The following is a 20,659-nucleotide window of genomic DNA, read 5'->3' as shown; positions in this document are numbered from 1 at the left end:
ATAAAGGTTAACTGCATTGACTTGAATTTGCTTTTTTAAAAATTTGTATTTCGAGGTAATGATTAATTTATCACAAGTTTATTAAAACCCTAAGCCATAATCTGAATGCCTTAATATTCTTGAAAATTTATTCCTAGTGGGGGAGGCCTTTGCTGAGTATGAAGACCTATCTATTGCGTGGTGACAGTTTATATCATAGTGAGTGATACTTTATTCCACTACTTTTAGCGGCTGTTTAGTAATTGAAACTGCAATTGCGAATAGTGACCATGGGTAAATAGATTAAAATACTTTTAAAGTAGAAAAAAAGATATCACGTTGGGGAATACTTCGTATGCCTACACAACGTGATATCTTTAGCGGAATCTAGCTTACACGTATAATTGTTAATCCGGCTCCTGCACCGCCGTTTATTAAGGTAGCAGTGCCAAGGAGTCCATATAACTGAAGGCTGATGGTAGAATTTGCTGTTAGAGTTACGATAATTTCATTATTGCGCGATAAAGAAGAAAGAGTAGGAGTTATTGTTGAAGCCGTGTTGGCACTACCGTTGATTATTAACCGGGATCCTAGTAGCAAAGAAGAAGTGAAATTAAGTTGATAGGCAATATAATATCTGCCTGCAGGCGCGACTGTGAAGATTGTGTTACCACCACTTGCTGTGATACCGGCCGACAAATTCTGGGTGGGCAGTGAGACTAAAGTACCGAGTAGAATTACATTGATACCTGCCCCGGTAGTATTGACGGCAAATCCTGAGGTCGCGGTGAGATTAGCGCCAGTGGCCCCAGTTACACCAGTGGCCCCAGTTACACCAGTGGCCCCAGTTACACCAGTGGCCCCAGTTACACCAGTGGCCCCAGTTACACCAGTGGCCCCAGTTACACCAGTGGCCCCAGTTACACCAGTGGCCCCAGTTACGCCAGTGGCCCCGGTTACGCCAGTGGCCCCGGTTACGCCAGTGGCCCCGGTTACGCCAGTGGCCCCGGTTACGCCAGTGGCCCCGGTTACGCCAGTGGCCCCGGTTTCACCGGTAGCGCCGGTTTCACCGACAGCGCCGGTTTCACCGACAGCGCCGGTTTCACCGACAGCGCCGGTTTCACCGACAGCGCCGGTTTCACCGACAGCGCCGGTTTCACCGATAGCGCCGGTTTCACCGACAGCGCCGGTTTCACCGACAGCGCCGGTTTCACCGATAGTCCCGGTTTCGCCGATAGCTCCGGTTTCACCGATAGTCCCGGTTTCGCCGATAGCTCCAGTTTCACCGATAGCCCCGGTTACGCCAGTGGCTCCGGTTACGCCAGTGGCTCCGGTTATGCCGGTAGTTCCAGTCTCACCGGTGGCCCCGGTTATGCCGGTCGCACCGGTCTCACCGGTGGCTCCAGTTTCACCGGTAGCGCCGGTTATGCCAGTAGCGCCTGTTTCACCGATAGCGCCAGTTGTACCAGTAGCCCCAGTTTCGCCGGTAGCTCCGGTTACGCCAGTGGCTCCGGTTACGCCGCCAGCACCAGTTTCCCCAATGGCTCCGGTCTCGCCCGTAGCTCCAGTTATGCCAGTAGCTCCAGTTTCTCCCGTAGCCCCGGTTACACCAGTAGCTCCAGTAGCGCCAGTTTCCCCAGTAGCCCCAGTTATACCGGTAACTCCCGTTTCGCCGATGGTTCCGGTGGCCCCAGTTATACCAGTAGCCCCGGTTTCCCCCGTAGCTCCAGTCACGCCAGTGGCCCCAGTTTCACCGATAGCCCCAGTTATGCCAGTAGCTCCCGTTTCGCCGGTTGCCCCAGTTATACCAGTGGTGCCGGTTTCCCCAGTAGCGCCAGTTACACCCGTAGCTCCAATTTCGCCAGTGGCTCCAGTTGTACCAGTAGCTCCGGTTTCGCCGATGGCACCGGTTACACCAGTAGCCCCAGTTTCGCCGATGGCACCTGTTTCACCGGTAGCCCCAGTTATGCCCGTAGCTCCAGTTTCGCCCGTAGCCCCAGTTTCGCCAGTGACACCCGTTACACCAGTGGCTCCGGTCTCCCCAGTAGCTCCAATTTCACCCGTAGCCCCAGTTATGCCAGTAGCACCGGTCTCGCCGGTGGCTCCGGTTATACCCGTAGCCCCAGTTATACCAGTAGCGCCGGTTTCCCCCGTAGCTCCAGTCTCACCGGTTGCCCCAGTTATACCAGTGGCGCCGGTTTCACCGATAGCACCGGTTTCCCCAGTAGCCCCGGTTTCGCCGATAGCGCCTGTTTCGCCAGTGGCTCCTGTTACACCAGTAGCCCCAGTCTCACCGGTGGCGCCAGTTATACCAGTGGCGCCGGTTTCACCGGTGGCTCCGGTTTCGCCGATGGCACCGGTTACACCAGTAGCCCCAGTTTCTCCAGCGGCCCCAGTTACACCAGTAGCGCCGGTTTCTCCGGTGGCTCCGGCCTCACCAGTAGCCCCGGTTTCTCCGGTGGCTCCGGCCTCACCAGTGGCCCCGGTTTCTCCGGTGGCTCCGGCCTCACCAGTGGCCCCGGTTACGCCGGTGGCTCCAGTATCGCCAGTAGCCCCGGTTTCGCCAGTGGCACCCGTTACACCGATAGCTCCTGTTACACCAGTAGCACCGGTTAAACCAGTAGCTCCAGTTATGCCGGTAGCTCCGGTTTCCCCAGTAGCGCCAATTTCACCCGTAGCTCCTGTTACGCCGGTAGCGCCGGTTTCTCCAGTAGCTCCGGTTACGCCAGTAGCTCCGGTTTCACCGGTGGCCCCGGTTACACCAGTAGCCCCAGTTGGACCAGTAGCGCCTGTTTCGCCAGTGGCCCCAGTTATACCAGTAGCTCCGGTTTCACCGATAGCGCCTGTTTCGCCAGTGGCCCCAGTTACACCAGTAGCACCGGTTTCACCGATGGCTCCTGTTATGCCAGTAGCTCCCGTTTCGCCGATGGCTCCAGTTACACCAGTAGCGCCAGTCTCGCCAGTGGTCCCGGTTTCACCGGTAGTCCCAGTTATGCCAGTGGCCCCAGTTATGCCAGCAGCACCTGTTACGCCGATGGCTCCAGTTTCCCCAGTAGCGCCGGTTTCACCGATAGCCCCGGTTACACCAGTGGCGCCAGTAGCCCCAGTGGCCCCGGTTTCACCCGTAGCTCCAGTTATGCCGGTAGCTCCGGTCTCCCCAATGGCTCCGGTTTCGCCGATGGCACCGGTCACACCAGTAGCGCCGGTTATGCCGATAGCGCCGGTTTCCCCGGTGGCTCCCGTTTCGCCGGTAGCTCCCGTTTCCCCGGTAGCCCCAGTTATGCCAGTAGCTCCGGTTTCGCCGGTAGCCCCAGTTTCCCCCGTAGCTCCGGTTTCGCCAGTAGCTCCAGTTTCCCCAGTAGCACCAGTCTCGCCGGTGGCTCCGGTTACACCCGTTTCTCCAGTAGCTCCGGTCTCCCCAGTGGCGCCGGTTACGCCAGTAGCGCCGGTTTCACCGGTTACTCCAGTCTCGCCAGTGGCTCCAGTTACACCAGTAGCGCCGGTTTCACCCATAGCTCCAGTCACGCCGGTAGCACCGGTTACGCCAGTAGCTCCGGTTTCACCGATAGCTCCGGTTTCGCCAATGGCCCCGGTTTCGCCAGTAGCCCCAGTTGTACCAGTAGCGCCTGTTTCGCCAGTGGCTCCGGTTACACCAGTAGTTCCAGTCTCGCCAGTAGCTCCGGTTATGCCGGTAGCTCCGGTTTCCCCGGTAGCCCCCGTTTCGCCAGCGGCTCCAGTTACACCAGTAGCGCCGGTTTCACCGATAGCTCCAGTCTCCCCGGTAGCACCGGTTACGCCCGTAGCTCCGGTTTCCCCCGTAGCTCCAGTTACGCCAGTTTCCCCGGTTTCCCCAGTGGCTCCCGTTACGCCAGTAGCTCCAGTTTCACCCGTAGCTCCCGTTTCGCCGATGGCACCGGTTACGCCCGTAGCGCCGGTTTCGCCGGTGGCTCCAGTCTCACCCGTAGCGCCGGTTATGCCGGTAGCACCGGTTACACCCGTAGCTCCCGTTTCGCCAGTGGCCCCGGTTACACCAATGGCCCCGGTTTCGCCGGTGGCCCCAGTTACACCAGTGGCCCCGGTTACACCCGTAGCCCCGGTTTCGCCGATGGCCCCGGTTTCCCCAGTAGATCCAGTTTCACCAGTAACGCCGATTTCGCCAGTAGCTCCAGTTATACCAGTGGCGCCCGTTTCGCCGATAGCCCCAGTTATGCCGGTGGCTCCAGTTTCGCCAGTGGCCCCGGTTACACCCGTAGCCCCAGTTACACCCGTAGCCCCAGTTATACCAGTAGCCCCAGTTATACCAGTGGCCCCGGTTTCCCCGGTAGCTCCAGTTACGCCAGTGGCTCCAGTTACACCAGTGGCCCCGGTTACACCCGTAGCCCCGGTTTCGCCGATGGCCCCGGTTTCCCCAGTAGATCCAGTTTCACCAGTAACGCCGATTTCGCCAGTAGCTCCAGTTATACCAGTGGCGCCCGTTTCGCCGATAGCCCCAGTTATGCCGGTGGCTCCAGTTTCGCCAGTGGCCCCGGTTACACCCGTAGCCCCAGTTACACCCGTAGCCCCAGTTATACCAGTAGCCCCAGTTATACCAGTGGCCCCGGTTTCCCCGGTAGCTCCAGTTACGCCAGTGGCTCCTGTTATGCCGGTAGCGCCGGTTTCCCCAGTGGCTCCGGTTATACCAGTATCGCCGGTTTCACCGATAGCGCCGGTTTCGCCGGTAGCGCCAGTTTCGCCGATGGCTCCAGTTTCACCGGTAGCCCCAGTTATACCAGTAGCTCCGGTTTCTCCCGTAGCGCCGGTTTCACCGATAGCTCCAGCTTCACCGGTAGCCCCGGTTGCACCAGTGGCCCCCGTAGCGCCGGTTTCGCCGATAGCACCGGTTACACCAGTAGCGCCAGTTACGCCGGTGGCTCCAGTTGTACCAGTAGCGCCAGTTACGCCAATGGCTCCGGTTACACCAGTAGCCCCAGTTTCCCCAGTGGCTCCGGTTATGCCGATAGCGCCGGTTTCGCCGGTGGCTCCAGTTGTACCAATAGCTCCGGTTTCGCCAGTGGCTCCAGTCTCACCCGTAGCGCCGGTTATGCCGGTAGCACCGGTTACACCCGTAGCGCCCGTTTCGCCAGTGGCCCCGGTTACACCAATGGCCCCGGTTTCGCCGGTGGCCCCAGTTACACCAGTGGCTCCTGTTACACCAGTAGCACCGGTTTCGCCGGTAGCTCCCGTTTCGCCGATAGCTCCGGTTGCACCAGTTATACCCGTAGCCCCGGTTTCCCCCGTAGCTCCGGTTTCACCGATGGCCCCGGTTTCGCCAGTGGCTCCAGTCTCACCGGTGGCACCAGTTATACCAGTGGCCCCAGTTTCGCCGACGGCGCCGGTTATGCCAGTAGCCCCGGTCTCGCCAGTAGCACCAGTTATACCAGTGGCGCCGGTTTCACCGATAGCTCCAGTTTCGCCAGTAGCGCCAGTTACACCAGTAGCCCCAGTTACGCCGATGGCTCCCGTTTCACCGGTAGCCCCAGTTATGCCAGTAGCTCCGGTTTCGCCGGTAGCCCCAGTTTCCCCCGTAGCTCCGGTTTCGCCAGTAGCTCCAGTTTCCCCAGTAGCACCAGTCTCGCCGGTGGCTCCGGTGACACCCATTTCTCCAGTAGCTCCGGTCTCCCCAGTGGCGCCGGTTACGCCAGTAGCTCCAGTTATGCCGGTGGCTCCGGTTTCTCCGGTGGCTCCAGTTACACCAGTAGCTCCGGTTTCACCGATGGCACCGGTTACGCCAGTAGCCCCAGTTGTACCAATAGCGCCGGTTTCTCCAGTGGCGCCAGTTACACCAGTAGCCCCGGTTTCCCCAGTGGCTCCAGTTTCGCCAGTAGCACCAGTTACACCAATGGCGCCAGTTTCCCCAGTGGCACCGGTTACACCTGTAGCACCGGTTACGCCCGTAGCTCCAGTTATACCGGTAGCGCCAGTTTCGCCGATGGCTCCAGTTTCACCGGTAGCCCCAGTTATACCAGTAGCTCCGGTTTCTCCCGTAGCGCCGGTTTCACCGATAGCTCCAGCTTCACCGGTAGCTCCAGTTTCACCGGTAGCCCCGGTTGCACCAGTGGCCCCAGTTTCGCCGATAGCACCGGTTACACCAGTAGCGCCGGTTATGCCAGTAGCTCCGGTTTCGCCAGTGGCCCCGGTTTCGCCAGTGGCCCCGGTTACACCCGTAGCACCAGTTATACCAGTGGCCCCGGTTTCCCCAATAGCACCTGTTTCCCCGGTAGCTCCAGTTACGCCAGTGGCTCCTGTTATGCCGGTAGCGCCGGTTTCGCCGGTAGCTCCGGTTATGCCCGTAGCTCCGGTTTCCCCGGTGGCCCCGGTTACACCAGTGGCCCCAGTTTCGCCAGTAGCTCCGGTTTCGCCGATGGCTCCAGTTATGCCAGTGGCCCCGGTTTCCCCAGTAGCTCCGATTTCGCCGGTGACTCCTGTTTCACCGATAGCCCCGGTTACGCCAGTGGCTCCAGTCTCACCGGTGGCTCCCGTTACGCCAGTAGCTCCAGTTTCACCCGTAGCTCCCGTTTCGCCGATGGCTCCCGTTTCACCGGTAGCTCCGGTTACACCCGTAGCTCCCGTTTCGCCAGTGGCCCCGGTTTCACCAATGGCCCCGGTTTCACCTGTGGACCCGGTTTCGCCGGTGGCTCCCGTTTCGCCAGTAGCCCCAGTTATACCAGTGGCGCCGGTTTCACCGATAGCTCCAGTTACGCCAATAGCTCCGGTTATACCAGTGGCCCCGGTTTCACCAGTAGCTCCGGTCACGCCAGTAGTGCCGGTTTCCCCAGTAGATCCGGTTATGCCGGTAGCGCCCGTTTCGCCAGTAGCCCCAATTACGCCAGTGGCCCCGGTTATGCCGGTGGCACCGGTCTCGCCGGTAGCTCCAGTTTCACCGGTAGCGCCGGTTATGCCAGTAGCGCCTGTTTCACCGATAGCGCCAGTGGCGCCAGTTGTACCAGTAGCACCAGTTTCGCCGATGGCTCCCGTTTCACCGGTAGCCCCAGTTTCACCAGTAGCCCCGGTTTCGCCGGCAGCACCAGTTATACCAGTAGCTCCTGTTATACCGATAACTCCGGTTTCACCGGTGGCTCCCGTTTCGCCAGTGGCACCGGTTTCACCGATAGCCCCAGTTATGCCAGTGGTGCCGGTTTCACCGATAGCGCCGGTTTCGCCAGTAGCTCCAGTCTCACCGGTGGCCCCAGTTATGCCAGTAGCCCCAGTTTCGCCGATAGCCCCGGTTAAACCAGTAGCTCCCGTTTCGCCGGTGGCACCGGTTACGCCAGTAGTTCCGGTTTCCCCGGTGGTTCCGGTTATGCCAGTAGCCCCGGTTTCGCCGGTGGCTCCCGTTTCGCCAGTAGCCCCGATTTCGCCAGTAGCTCCAGTTATACCAGTGGCGCCGGTTTCGCCGATAGCCCCAGTTATGCCGGTGGCTCCAGTTTCGCCAGTGGCCCCGGTTACACCCGTAGCCCCAGTTATACCAGTAGCCCCAGTTTCCCCAATAGCACCTGTTTCACCGGTAGCTCCAGTTACGCCAGTGGCTCCTGTTATGCCGGTAGCTCCGGTTATACCAGTAGCGCCGGTTTCACCGATAGCCCCGGTTACACCAGTGGCCCCGGTCTCGCCAGTGGCCCCGGTCTCGCCAGTGGCCCCGGTCTCGCCAATGGCTCCAGTCTCGCCAGTGGCCCCCGTTACGCCAGTAGCGCCGGTTTCGCCAATAGCTCCGGTTACGCCAGTAGCTCCAGTTATGCCGATAGCTCCGGTTTCACCGATGGCTCCGGTTTCGCCAGTGGCTCCAGTTGTACCAGTAGCTCCAGTCTCGCCAATGGCTCCAGTCTGGCCAGTAGCGCCGGTCTCGCCAGTAGCTCCAGTCTCGCCAGTAGCTCCAGTCTCGCCAGTGGCCCCGGTCTCGCCAATGGCTCCAGTCTCGCCAGTGGCCCCCGTTACGCCAGTAGCGCCGGTTTCACCAATAGCTCCGGTCACGCCAGTAGCTCCAGTTATGCCGATAGCTCCGGTTTCACCAGTGGCTCCAGTTGTACCAGTAGCTCCAGTTTCGCCGATGGCACCGGTTATGCCGGTGGCTCCGGTTTCTCCAGTAGCCCCGGTTTCACCGGTGGCGCCGGTTACGCCAGTAGCCCCCGTTACGCCAGTAGCCCCGGTTTCCCCAGTAGCCCCGGTTTCCCCAGTAGCTCCGGTCATGCCAGTAGCACCCGTTTCACCGACAGCCCCAGTTTCGCCGGTGGCTCCAGTTACGCCAGTAGCCCCGGTTACACCAGTAGCTCCAGTTACGCCAGTAGCCCCGGTTACACCAGTAGCTCCAGTTACGCCAGTAGCTCCGGTTTCCCCGGTGGCTCCCGTTTCACCGATAGCGCCGGTTACGCCAGTAGCTCCGGTTTCCCCGGTGGCTCCAGTCTCACCGATGGCTCCGGTTATGCCAGTAGCTCCGGTTACGCCAGTGGCTCCTGTTATGCCGGTAGCGCCGGTTATGCCCGTAGCTCCGGTTTCCCCGGTGGCACCGGTTACACCAGTGGCCCCAGTTTCGCCGATGGCTCCAGTTATGCCAGTGGCCCCGATTTCGCCAGTAGCGCCGGTTATGCCGATAGCTCCGGTTTCACCGGTGGCTCCAGTTATACCAGTGGCCCCAGTTATACCAGTGGCCCCAGTTTCGCCGATGGCGCCTGTTTCGCCAGTAGCACCAGTTATGCCGGTGGCTCCGGTTTCTCCAGTAGCTCCAGTTTCGCCGATGGCTCCCGTTTCACCGGTAGCTCCGATTATGCCAGTAGCTCCTGTTTCGCCGGTAGTCCCGGTTACTCCAGTCACGCCAGTGGCCCCAGTTATACCAGTGGCGCCGGTTTCACCGATAGCACCGGTTTCGCCAGTGGCTCCTGTTACACCCGTAGCCCCAGTCTCACCGGTGGCCCCAGTTACACCAGTAGCCCCAGTTTCCCCAGTGGCTCCCGTTTCACCCGTAGCCCCGGTTTCGCCGGTTTCGCCAGTAGCCCCAGTTGTACCAGAAGATCCGGTTTCGCCGGTAGCCCCAGTTGTACCAGAAGATCCGGTTTCGCCGGTAGCCCCAGTTATGCCAGTAGCTCCAGTTTCGCCGGTAGCCCCAGTTTCCCCAGTGACACCCGTTACACCAATGGCTCCGGTCTCCCCGGTAGCTCCAATTTCACCAGTAGCTCCTGTTACGCCAGTAGCGCCGGTTTCACCGATAGCGCCAGTTTCGCCGGTAGCTCCCGTTACGCCAGTAGCCCCCGTTTCGCCGATGGCCCCGGTTTCACCCGTAGCTCCAGTCACGCCAGTGGCTCCAGTTACACCAATGGCTCCAGTTTCCCCAGTAGCGCCTGTTTCACCGATAGCACCGGTTACGCCAGTAGCTCCAGTGATGCCAGTAGCGCCTGTTTCACCGACAGCTCCGGTTTCGCCGGTAGCTCCGGTTATGCCGGTGGCCCCAGTTTCCCCAGTAGCTCCGGTCTCACCAGTGGCGCCGGTTATGCCAGTAGCACCAGTTATACCAGTAGCGCCGGTTTCACCGATAGGCCCAGTTTCGCCGGTGGCCCCAGTTTCCCCAGTAGCACCGATTTCCCCAGTAGCACCAGTTATACCGGTAGCTCCCGTTTCGCCAGTAGCGCCGGTTATGCCGATAGCTCCGGTTTCACCGGTGGCGCCTGTTTCGCCAGTGGCCCCAGTTATACCAGTGGCCCCAGTTTCGCCGATGGCGCCTGTTTCGCCAGTAGCCCCGGTTTCCCCAGTAGCGCCTGTTTCGCCAGTAGCACCAGTTACACCAGTGGCGCCGGTTTCACCGATAGCTCCAGTTACGCCAGTGGCCCCGGTCTCGCCAGTGGCCCCGGTCTCGCCAGTGGCCCCGGTCTCGCCAGTGGCCCCGGTCTCGCCAGTGGCCCCGGTCTCGCCAGTGGCCCCGGTCTCGCCAGTGGCCCCGGTCTCGCCAGTGGCCCCGGTCTCGCCAGTGGCCCCGGTCTCGCCAGTGGCCCCGGTCTCGCCAGTGGCCCCGGTCTCGCCAGTGGCCCCGGTCTCGCCAGTGGCCCCGGTCTCGCCAGTGGCCCCGGTCTCGCCAGTGGCCCCGGTCTCGCCAATGGCTCCAGTCTCGCCAGTGGCCCCCGTTACGCCAGTAGCACCGGTTTCGCCAATAGCACCGGTCACGCCAGTAGCTCCAGTTATGCCGATAGCTCCGGTTTCACCGATGGCTCCGGTTTCGCCAGTAGCCCCCGTTACGCCAGTAGCTCCGGTTACCCCAGTGGCTCCAGTCTCGCCAGTAGCACCGGTTATGCCGATGGCTCCAGTTTCGCCGGTGGCTCCAGTTACACCAGTAGCACCGGTTTCGCCGGTAGCTCCAGTTTCGCCGATAGCTCCAGTTGCACCAGTTATACCAGTAGCCCCGGTTTCCCCAGTAGCGCCTGTTTCGCCAGTAGCCCCCGTTACGCCAGTAGCGCCGGTTTCCCCGATAGCCCCAGTTACGCCAGTCTCACCAGTAGCTCCGGTTACGCCAGTAGCTCCGGTTACGCCAGTAGCTCCGGTTATGCCGGTAGCACCGGTTTCGCCGGTAGCTCCCGTTTCGCCGATAGCTCCGGTTACACCAGTTATACCCGTAGCCCCGGTTTCCCCCGTAGCACCGGTTTCACCGATAGCCCCAGTTTCGCCGGTGGCTCCAGTTTCACCAGTAGCCCCGATTTCGCCAGTAGCACCAGTTATACCGGTAGCTCCCGTTTCGCCAGTAGCGCCGGTTATGCCGATAGCTCCGGTTTCACCGGTGGCTCCAGTTATACCAGTGGCCCCAGTTTCGCCGATGGCGCCAGTTACGCCAGTAGCACCAGTTATGCCGGTGGCGCCTGTTTCTCCAGTAGCTCCAGTTTCGCCGATGGCTCCCGTTTCACCGGTAGCTCCGATTATGCCAGTAGCTCCTGTTTCGCCGGTAGTCCCGGTTACTCCAGTCACGCCAGTGGCCCCAGTTATACCAGTGGCGCCGGTTTCACCGATAGCACCGGTTTCGCCAGTGGCTCCTGTTACACCCGTAGCCCCAGTCTCACCGGTGGCCCCAGTTACACCCGTAGCCCCGGTTTCGCCGGTTTCGCCAGTAGCCCCAGTTGTACCAGAAGATCCGGTTTCGCCGGTAGCCCCAGTTATGCCAGTAGCTCCAGTTTCGCCGATGGCCCCGGTTTCACCCGTAGCTCCAATCACGCCAGTGGCTCCAGTTGCACCAGTAGCGCCTGTTTCACCGATAGCACCGGTTACGCCAGTAGCTCCAGTGATGCCAGTAGCGCCTGTTTCACCGACAGCTCCGGTTTCGCCGGTAGCTCCGGTTATGCCGGTGGCCCCAGTTTCCCCAGTAGCTCCGGTCTCACCAGTGGCGCCGGTTATGCCAGTAGCACCAGTTATACCAGTAGCGCCGGTTTCACCGATAGGCCCAGTTTCGCCGGTGGCCCCAGTTTCCCCAGTAGCACCGATTTCCCCAGTAGCACCAGTTATACCGGTAGCTCCCGTTTCGCCAGTAGCGCCGGTTATGCCGATAGCTCCGGTTTCACCGGTGGCGCCTGTTTCGCCAGTGGCCCCAGTTATACCAGTGGCCCCAGTTTCGCCGATGGCGCCTGTTTCGCCAGTAGCCCCGGTTTCCCCAGTAGCGCCTGTTTCGCCAGTAGCACCAGTTACACCAGTGGCGCCGGTTTCACCGATAGCTCCAGTTACGCCAGTGGCCCCGGTCTCGCCAGTGGCCCCGGTCTCGCCAGTGGCCCCGGTCTCGCCAGTGGCCCCGGTCTCGCCAGTGGCCCCGGTCTCGCCAGTGGCCCCGGTCTCGCCAGTGGCCCCGGTCTCGCCAGTGGCCCCGGTCTCGCCAGTGGCCCCGGTCTCGCCAGTGGCCCCGGTCTCGCCAGTGGCCCCGGTCTCGCCAGTGGCCCCGGTCTCGCCAGTGGCCCCGGTCTCGCCAGTGGCCCCGGTCTCGCCAGTGGCCCCGGTCTCGCCAGTGGCCCCGGTCTCGCCAGTGGCCCCGGTCTCGCCAGTGGCCCCGGTCTCGCCAGTGGCCCCGGTCTCGCCAGTGGCCCCGGTCTCGCCAGTGGCCCCGGTCTCGCCAGTGGCCCCGGTCTCGCCAGTGGCCCCGGTCTCGCCAGTGGCCCCGGTCTCGCCAGTGGCCCCGGTCTCGCCAGTGGCCCCGGTCTCGCCAGTGGCCCCGGTCTCGCCAGTGGCCCCGGTCTCGCCAGTGGCCCCGGTCTCGCCAGTGGCCCCGGTCTCGCCAGTGGCCCCGGTCTCGCCAGTGGCCCCGGTCTCGCCAGTGGCCCCGGTCTCGCCAGTGGCCCCGGTCTCGCCAGTGGCCCCGGTCTCGCCAGTGGCCCCGGTCTCGCCAGTGGCCCCGGTCTCGCCAGTGGCCCCGGTCTCGCCAGTGGCCCCGGTCTCGCCAGTGGCCCCGGTCTCGCCAATGGCTCCAGTCTCGCCAGTGGCCCCCGTTACGCCAGTAGCACCGGTTTCGCCAATAGCACCGGTCACGCCAGTAGCTCCAGTTATGCCGATAGCTCCGGTTTCACCGATGGCTCCGGTTTCGCCAGTAGCCCCCGTTACGCCAGTAGCTCCGGTTACCCCAGTGGCTCCAGTCTCGCCAGTAGCACCGGTTATGCCGATGGCTCCAGTTTCGCCGGTAGCTCCGGTTTCCCCGGTGGCACCGGTTACACCAGTGGCCCCAGTTTCGCCGATGGCTCCAGTTATGCCAGTGGCCCCGGTTTCCCCAGTAGCTCCGATTTCGCCGGTGACTCCTGTTTCCCCGATAGCCCCGGTTACGCCAGTGGCTCCAGTCTCACCGGTGGCTCCCGTTACGCCAGTAGCACCAGTTTCCCCCGTAGCTCCAGTTTCGCCGATGGCTCCTGTTACACCAGTAGCACCGGTTTCACCGATGGCCCCAGTTTCGCCGGTAGCTCCCGTTTCGCCGGTAGCTCCCGTTTCGCCGATAGCTCCGGTTGCACCAGTTATACCCGTAGCCCCGGTTTCCCCCGTAGCACCGGTTTCACCGATAGCCCCAGTTTCGCCGGTGGCTCCAGTTTCACCAATAGCCCCGATTTCCCCAGTAGCACCAGTTATACCGGTAGCGCCGGTTATACCAGTAGCGCCGGTTATACCAGTAGCGCCGGTTATGCCAGTAGCGCCGGTTATGCCAGTAGATCCAGTTACGCCAGTTTCCCCAGTAGCTCCTGTTATGCCAGTAGCTCCAGTTTCCCCAGTAGCTCCAGTTTCGCCGATGGCTCCCGTTTCACCGGTAGCTCCGATTATGCCAGTAGCTCCTGTTTCGCCGGTAGTCCCGGTTACTCCAGTCACGCCAGTGGCCCCAGTTATACCAGTGGCGCCGGTTTCACCGATAGCACCGGTTTCGCCAGTGGCTCCTGTTACACCCGTAGCCCCAGTCTCACCGGTGGCCCCAGTTACACCAGTAGCCCCAGTTTCCCCAGTGGCTCCCGTTTCACCCGTAGCCCCGGTTTCGCCAGTAGCCCCAGTTGTACCAGAAGATCCGGTTTCGCCGGTAGCCCCAGTTATGCCAGTAGCTCCAGTTTCGCCGATGGCCCCGGTTTCACCCGTAGCTCCAATCACGCCAGTGGCTCCAGTTGCACCAGTAGCGCCTGTTTCACCGATAGCACCGGTTACGCCAGTAGCTCCAGTGATGCCAGTAGCGCCTGTTTCACCGACAGCTCCGGTTTCGCCGGTAGCTCCGGTTATGCCGGTGGCCCCAGTTTCCCCAGTAGCTCCGGTCTCACCAGTGGCGCCGGTTATGCCAGTAGCACCAGTTATACCAGTAGCGCCGGTTTCACCGATAGGCCCAGTTTCGCCGGTGGCCCCAGTTTCCCCAGTAGCACCGATTTCCCCAGTAGCACCAGTTATACCGGTAGCTCCCGTTTCGCCAGTAGCGCCGGTTATGCCGATAGCTCCGGTTTCACCGGTGGCGCCTGTTTCGCCAGTGGCCCCAGTTATACCAGTGGCCCCAGTTTCGCCGATGGCCCCGGTTTCGCCAGTAGCCCCGGTTTCCCCAGTAGCGCCTGTTTCGCCAGTAGCCCCGGTTTCCCCAGTAGCGCCTGTTTCGCCAGTAGCACCAGTTACACCAGTGGCGCCTGTTTCACCGATAGCTCCAGTTACGCCAGTGGCTCCAGTTATGCCGATAGCTCCGGTTTCACCAGTGGCTCCAGTTGTACCAGTAGCTCCAGTTTCGCCGATGGCACCGGTTATGCCGGTGGCTCCGGTTTCACCGGTGGCGCCGGTTACGCCAGTAGCCCCCGTTACGCCAGTAGCTCCGGTTACCCCAGTGGCTCCAGTCTCGCCAGTAGCTCCAGTTGCACCAGTTATACCAGTAGCCCCGGTTACACCAGTAGCTCCAGTTACGCCAGTAGCGCCGGTTTCCCCGATAGCCCCAGTTACGCCAGTCTCACCAGTAGCTCCGGTTACGCCAGTAGCTCCGGTTATGCCAGTAGCTCCGGTTTCCCCGGTGGCTCCCGTTTCACCGATGGCTCCGGTTTCGCCAGTAGCTCCGGTTATGCCAGTAGCTCCGGTTACGCCAGTGGCTCCTGTTATGCCGGTAGCACCGGTTTCACCGATAGCCCCAGTTTCGCCGGTAGCTCCCGTTTCGCCGATAGCTCCGGTTACACCAGTTATACCCGTAGCCCCGGTTTCCCCCGTAGCACCGGTTTCACCGATAGCCCCAGTTTCGCCGGTGGCTCCAGTTTCACCAGTAGCCCCGATTTCGCCAGTAGCACCAGTTATACCGGTAGCTCCCGTTTCGCCAGTAGCGCCGGTTATGCCGATAGCTCCGGTTTCACCGGTGGCTCCAGTTATACCAGTGGCCCCAGTTATACCAGTGGCCCCAGTTTCGCCGATGGCGCCAGTTACGCCAGTAGCACCAGTTATGCCGGTGGCTCCGGTTTCTCCAGTAGCTCCAGTTTCGCCGATGGCTCCCGTTTCACCGGTAGCTCCGATTATGCCAGTAGCTCCTGTTTCGCCGGTAGTCCCGGTTACTCCAGTCACGCCAGTGGCCCCAGTTATACCAGTGGCGCCGGTTTCACCGATAGCACCGGTTTCGCCAGTGGCTCCTGTTACACCCGTAGCCCCAGTCTCACCGGTGGCCCCAGTTACACCAGTAGCCCCAGTTTCCCCAGTGGCTCCCGTTTCACCCGTAGCCCCGGTTTCGCCAGTAGCCCCAGTTGTACCAGAAGATCCGGTTTCGCCGGTAGCCCCAGTTATGCCAGTAGCTCCAGTTTCGCCGATGGCCCCGGTTTCACCCGTAGCTCCAATCACGCCAGTGGCTCCAGTTGCACCAGTAGCGCCTGTTTCACCGATAGCACCGGTTACGCCAGTAGCTCCAGTGATGCCAGTAGCTCCTGTTTCACCGACAGCTCCGGTTTCGCCGGTAGCTCCGGTTATGCCGGTGGCCCCAGTTTCCCCAGTAGCTCCGGTCTCACCAGTGGCGCCGGTTATGCCAGTAGCACCAGTTATACCAGTAGCGCCGGTTTCACCGATAGGCCCAGTTTCGCCGGTGGCCCCAGTTTCCCCAGTAGCACCGATTTCCCCAGTAGCACCAGTTATACCGGTAGCTCCCGTTTCGCCAGTAGCGCCGGTTATGCCGATAGCTCCGGTTTCACCGGTGGCGCCTGTTTCGCCAGTGGCCCCAGTTATACCAGTGGCCCCAGTTTCGCCGATGGCGCCTGTTTCGCCAGTAGCCCCGGTTTCCCCAGTAGCGCCTGTTTCGCCAGTAGCACCAGTTACACCAGTGGCGCCGGTTTCACCGATAGCTCCAGTTACGCCAGTGGCCCCGGTCTCGCCAGTGGCCCCGGTCTCGCCAGTGGCCCCGGTCTCGCCAGTGGCCCCGGTCTCGCCAGTGGCCCCGGTCTCGCCAGTGGCCCCGGTCTCGCCAGTGGCCCCGGTCTCGCCAGTGGCCCCGGTCTCGCCAGTGGCCCCGGTCTCGCCAGTGGCCCCGGTCTCGCCAGTGGCCCCGGTCTCGCCAGTGGCCCCGGTCTCGCCAGTGGCCCCGGTCTCGCCAATGGCTCCAGTCTCGCCAGTGGCCCCCGTTACGCCAGTAGCACCGGTTTCGCCAATAGCACCGGTCACGCCAGTAGCTCCAGTTATGCCGATAGCTCCGGTTTCACCGATGGCTCCGGTTTCGCCAGTAGCCCCCGTTACGCCAGTAGCTCCGGTTACCCCAGTGGCTCCAGTCTCGCCAGTAGCACCGGTTATGCCGATGGCTCCAGTTTCGCCGGTGGCTCCAGTTACACCAGTAGCACCGGTTTCGCCGGTAGCTCCAGTTTCGCCGATAGCTCCAGTTGCACCAGTTATACCAGTAGCCCCGGTTTCCCCAGTAGCGCCTGTTTCGCCAGTAGCCCCCGTTACGCCAGTAGCGCCGGTTTCCCCGATAGCCCCAGTTACGCCAGTCTCACCAGTAGCTCCGGTTACGCCAGTAGCTCCGGTTATGCCGGTAGCTCCGGTTTCCCCGGTGGCACCGGTTACACCAGTGGCCCCAGTTTCGCCGATGGCTCCAGTTATGCCAGTGGCCCCGGTTTCCCCAGTAGCTCCGATTTCGCCGGTGACTCCTGTTTCCCCGATAGCCCCGGTTACGCCAGTGGCTCCAGTCTCACCGGTGGCTCCCGTTACGCCAGTAGCACCAGTTTCCCCCGTAGCTCCAGTTTCGCCGATGGCTCCTGTTACACCAGTAGCACCGGTTTCACCGATGGCCCCAGTTTCGCCGGTAGCTCCCGTTTCGCCGGTAGCTCCCGTTTCGCCGATAGCTCCGGTTGCACCAGTTATACCCGTAGCCCCGGTTTCCCCCGTAGCACCGGTTTCACCGATAGCCCCAGTTTCGCCGGTGGCTCCAGTTTCACCAATAGCCCCGATTTCCCCAGTAGCACCAGTTATACCGGTAGCGCCGGTTATACCAGTAGCGCCGGTTATACCAGTAGCGCCGGTTATGCCAGTAGCGCCGGTTATGCCAGTAGATCCAGTTACGCCAGTTTCCCCAGTAGCTCCTGTTATGCCAGTAGCTCCGGTTTCCCCAGTGGCTCCGGTTTCGCCAGTGGCCCCGGTTACACCCGTAGCCCCAGTTATACCAGTGGCCCCAGTTTCCCCAATAGCACCTGTTTCACCGGTAGCTCCAGTTACGCCAGTGGCTCCTGTTATGCCGGTAGCTCCGGTTATACCAGTAGCGCCGGTTTCACCGATAGCGCCGGTTTCCCCAGTGGCCCCGGTTACACCAGTGGCACCGGTCTCGCCAGTAGCCCCGGTCTCGCCAGTGGCCCCCGTTACACCAGTAGCTCCGGTTATGCCAGTAGCTCCGGTTACGCCAGTGGCTCCTGTTATGCCGGTAGCACCGGTTTCGCCGGTAGCTCCCGTTTCGCCGATAGCTCCGGTTACACCAGTTATACCCGTAGCCCCGGTTTCCCCCGTAGCACCGGTTTCACCGATAGCCCCAGTTTCGCCGGTGGCTCCAGTTTCACCAGTAGCCCCGATTTCGCCAGTAGCACCAGTTATACCGGTAGCTCCCGTTTCGCCAGTAGCGCCGGTTATGCCGATAGCTCCGGTTTCACCGGTGGCGCCTGTTTCGCCAGTGGCCCCAGTTATACCAGTGGCCCCAGTTATACCAGTGGCCCCAGTTTCGCCGATGGCGCCTGTTTCGCCAGTAGCGCCGGTTTCCCCAGTAGCGCCAGTTTCGCCAGTAGCACCGGTTTCGCCGGTGGCTCCAGTTTCCCCAGTAGCTCCAGTTTCGCCGATGGCTCCCGTTTCACCGGTAGCTCCGATTATGCCAGTAGCTCCTGTTTCGCCGGTAGTCCCGGTTACTCCAGTCACGCCAGTGGCCCCAGTTATACCAGTGGCGCCGGTTTCACCGATAGCACCGGTTTCGCCAGTGGCTCCTGTTACACCCGTAGCCCCAGTCTCACCGGTGGCCCCAGTTACACCCGTAGCCCCGGTTTCGCCGGTTTCGCCAGTAGCCCCAGTTGTACCAGAAGATCCGGTTTCGCCGGTAGCCCCAGTTGTACCAGAAGATCCGGTTTCGCCGGTAGCCCCAGTTATGCCAGTAGCTCCAGTTTCGCCGGTAGCCCCAGTTTCCCCAGTGACACCCGTTACACCAATGGCTCCGGTCTCCCCGGTAGCTCCAATTTCACCAGTAGCTCCTGTTACGCCAGTAGCGCCGGTTTCACCGATAGCGCCAGTTTCGCCGGTAGCTCCCGTTACGCCAGTAGCCCCCGTTTCGCCGATGGCCCCGGTTTCACCCGTAGCTCCAGTCACGCCAGTGGCTCCAGTTACACCAATGGCTCCAGTTTCCCCAGTAGCGCCTGTTTCACCGATAGCACCGGTTACGCCAGTAGCTCCAGTGATGCCAGTAGCGCCTGTTTCACCGACAGCTCCGGTTTCGCCGGTAGCTCCGGTTATGCCGGTGGCCCCAGTTTCCCCAGTAGCTCCGGTCTCACCAGTGGCGCCGGTTATGCCAGTAGCACCAGTTATACCAGTAGCGCCGGTTTCACCGATAGGCCCAGTTTCGCCGGTAGCTCCCGTTATGCCAGTGGCTCCGGTTATACCGGTAGCTCCGGTTTCCCCGATGGCTCCCGTTTCACCCGTAGCCCCCGTTTCGCCGATGGACCCGGTTTCACCGGTAGCTCCAGTCACGCCAGTAGCACCTGTTACGCCAGTAGCCCCGGTTTCCCCAGTAGCTCCAGTTTCCCCAGTGGCGCCGGTTTCGCCGATGGCTCCTGTTATGCCAGTAGCTCCAGTTATGCCGGTGGATCCGGTTTCTCCAGTGGCTCCAGTTACACCAGTAGCGCCTGTTTCACCAATTGCTCCGGTTATACCAGTAACCCCAGTTTCGCCGATTTCACCAGTAGCTCCAGTTATGCCAGTGGCTCCGGTTTCCCCAGTAGCGCCGGTTTCACCAGTGGCTCCAGTTATACCAGTAGCTCCCGTTTCGCCGATGGCACCGGTTACGCCAGTAGCTCCGGTTTCACCGGTGGCACCAGTTTCACCGGTGGCACCAGTTTCACCCGTAGCACCAGTTTCGCCAGTAGCTCCAGTTATGCCGATGGCTCCCGTTTCACCGGTAGCCCCAGTTATGCCAGTAGCCCCAGTCTCACCGGTGGCCCCAGTTACACCAGTGGCGCCGGTTATGCCAGTAGCACCGGTTTCACCGATAGCCCCGGTTTCGCCGGTGGCTCCAGTTTCGCCAGTAGCCCCGATTTCGCCAGTAGCACCGGTTTCGCCGATGGCCCCGGTTTCACCAGTAGCTCCAGTCACGCCAGTAACGCCTGTTTCGCCGATAGCTCCGGTTTCGCCAGTAGCCCCAGTTGTACCAATTGCGCCTGTTTCGCCAGTGGCTCCAGTCTCACCGGTGGCTCCAGTTGTACCAGTAGCTCCAGTTTCGCCGATGGCACCGGTTATGCCGGTGGCTCCGGTTTCTCCAGTAGCCCCGATTTCTCCAGTGGCTCCTGTTATACCAGTAGCCCCAGTTTCCCCAGTGCTTCCGGTTTCACCGGTGGCGCCGGTTACGCCAGTAGCTCCGGTTACACCAGTAGCTCCAGTCTCGCCAGTAGCCCCGGTTTCGCCGGTAGCCCCGGTTACTCCAGTCTCGCCAGTGGCCCCAGTTTCACCGATAGCCCCAGTTATGCCAGTAGCGCCGGTTTCACCGGTGGATCCGGTTTCGCCGATGGCACCGGTTACACCCGTAGACCCAGTTTCGCCGATGGCTCCGGTTTCACCGATGGCTCCGGTTTCACCGATGGCTCCGGTTTCACCGATGGCTCCGGTTTCACCGATGGCTCCGGTTTCACCGATGGCTCCGGTTTCACCGATGGCTCCGGTTTCACCGATGGCTCCGGTTTCACCGATGGCTCCGGTTTCACCGATGGCTCCGGTTTCACCGATGGCTCCGGTTTCACCGATGGCTCCGGTTTCACCGATGGCTCCGGTTTCACCGATGGCTCCGGTTTCACCGATGGCTCCGGTTTCACCGATGGCTCCGGTTTCACCGATGGCTCCGGTTTCGCCGGTGCTTCCTGTTTCACCGATAACCCCGGTTACGCCAGTGGATCCAGTCACACCGGTGGCACCAGTTTCCCCAGTAGCTCCAGTCACACCAGTAGCGCCGGTTATGCCGATAGCTCCGGTTTCACCAGTAGCTCCGGTTACGCCTGTAACTCCGGTTACGCCAGTGACTCCGGTTTCACCGGTAGCTCCTGTTATACCAATGGCCCCAGTTACGCCCGTAGCGCCAGTCTCACCAATAGCTCCAGTGACACCGGTAGTGCCCGTAGCTCCTGTTTCACCAGTAGCTCCCTCCTCATCAGGTACTTCAACTAGTACTAAAGCTGCTTTAACATTAAGTTGATTCGGAACATTTACGTAACTTGTTGATTGATTTACTAATCTTACTATTATAGGTGCTGTATCAACCTGAATAACTGTGAAACCAACGATTTGATTGCTTTTTAATGGTGTTTCTCCGGGAAAGGTATCACCTTGAGATGTTACAATTGAAAAAGCTGCTGTAGTACTTCCGCCTGTAGTGGTGGCTATCCACCAATTGATCAGATATCGTCCTGTTTTGGCTATGGTTATTTCACCAGTTGACGTATCATAACTTACAGATCCAAAGTCGTTGTATATAGTATCAAAAACAACATTGCCATTTAATGGAATTTGG

General features: G+C 60.9%; 1 protein-coding gene. It reads right to left on the bottom strand.

Going from position 1 to position 20,659, the window contains the following annotated elements:
• Positions 1-366 precede the first annotated feature (366 nt).
• On the bottom strand, positions 367-20,091 hold the full coding sequence (locus tag SPTER_RS20780) for a hypothetical protein (protein ID WP_211367354.1): 19,725 nt from the start codon (positions 20,089-20,091) through the stop codon (positions 367-369).
• Positions 20,092-20,659 lie beyond the last annotated feature (568 nt).

The sequence above is a fragment of the Sporomusa termitida genome, from assembly GCF_007641255.1.
In the GTDB taxonomy this organism is placed as follows: Bacteria; Bacillota; Negativicutes; order Sporomusales; family Sporomusaceae; genus Sporomusa; species Sporomusa termitida.
The sequence above is the reverse complement of the archived record's forward strand: the minus strand, read 5'-3'. Positions and strand labels throughout refer to the sequence as shown.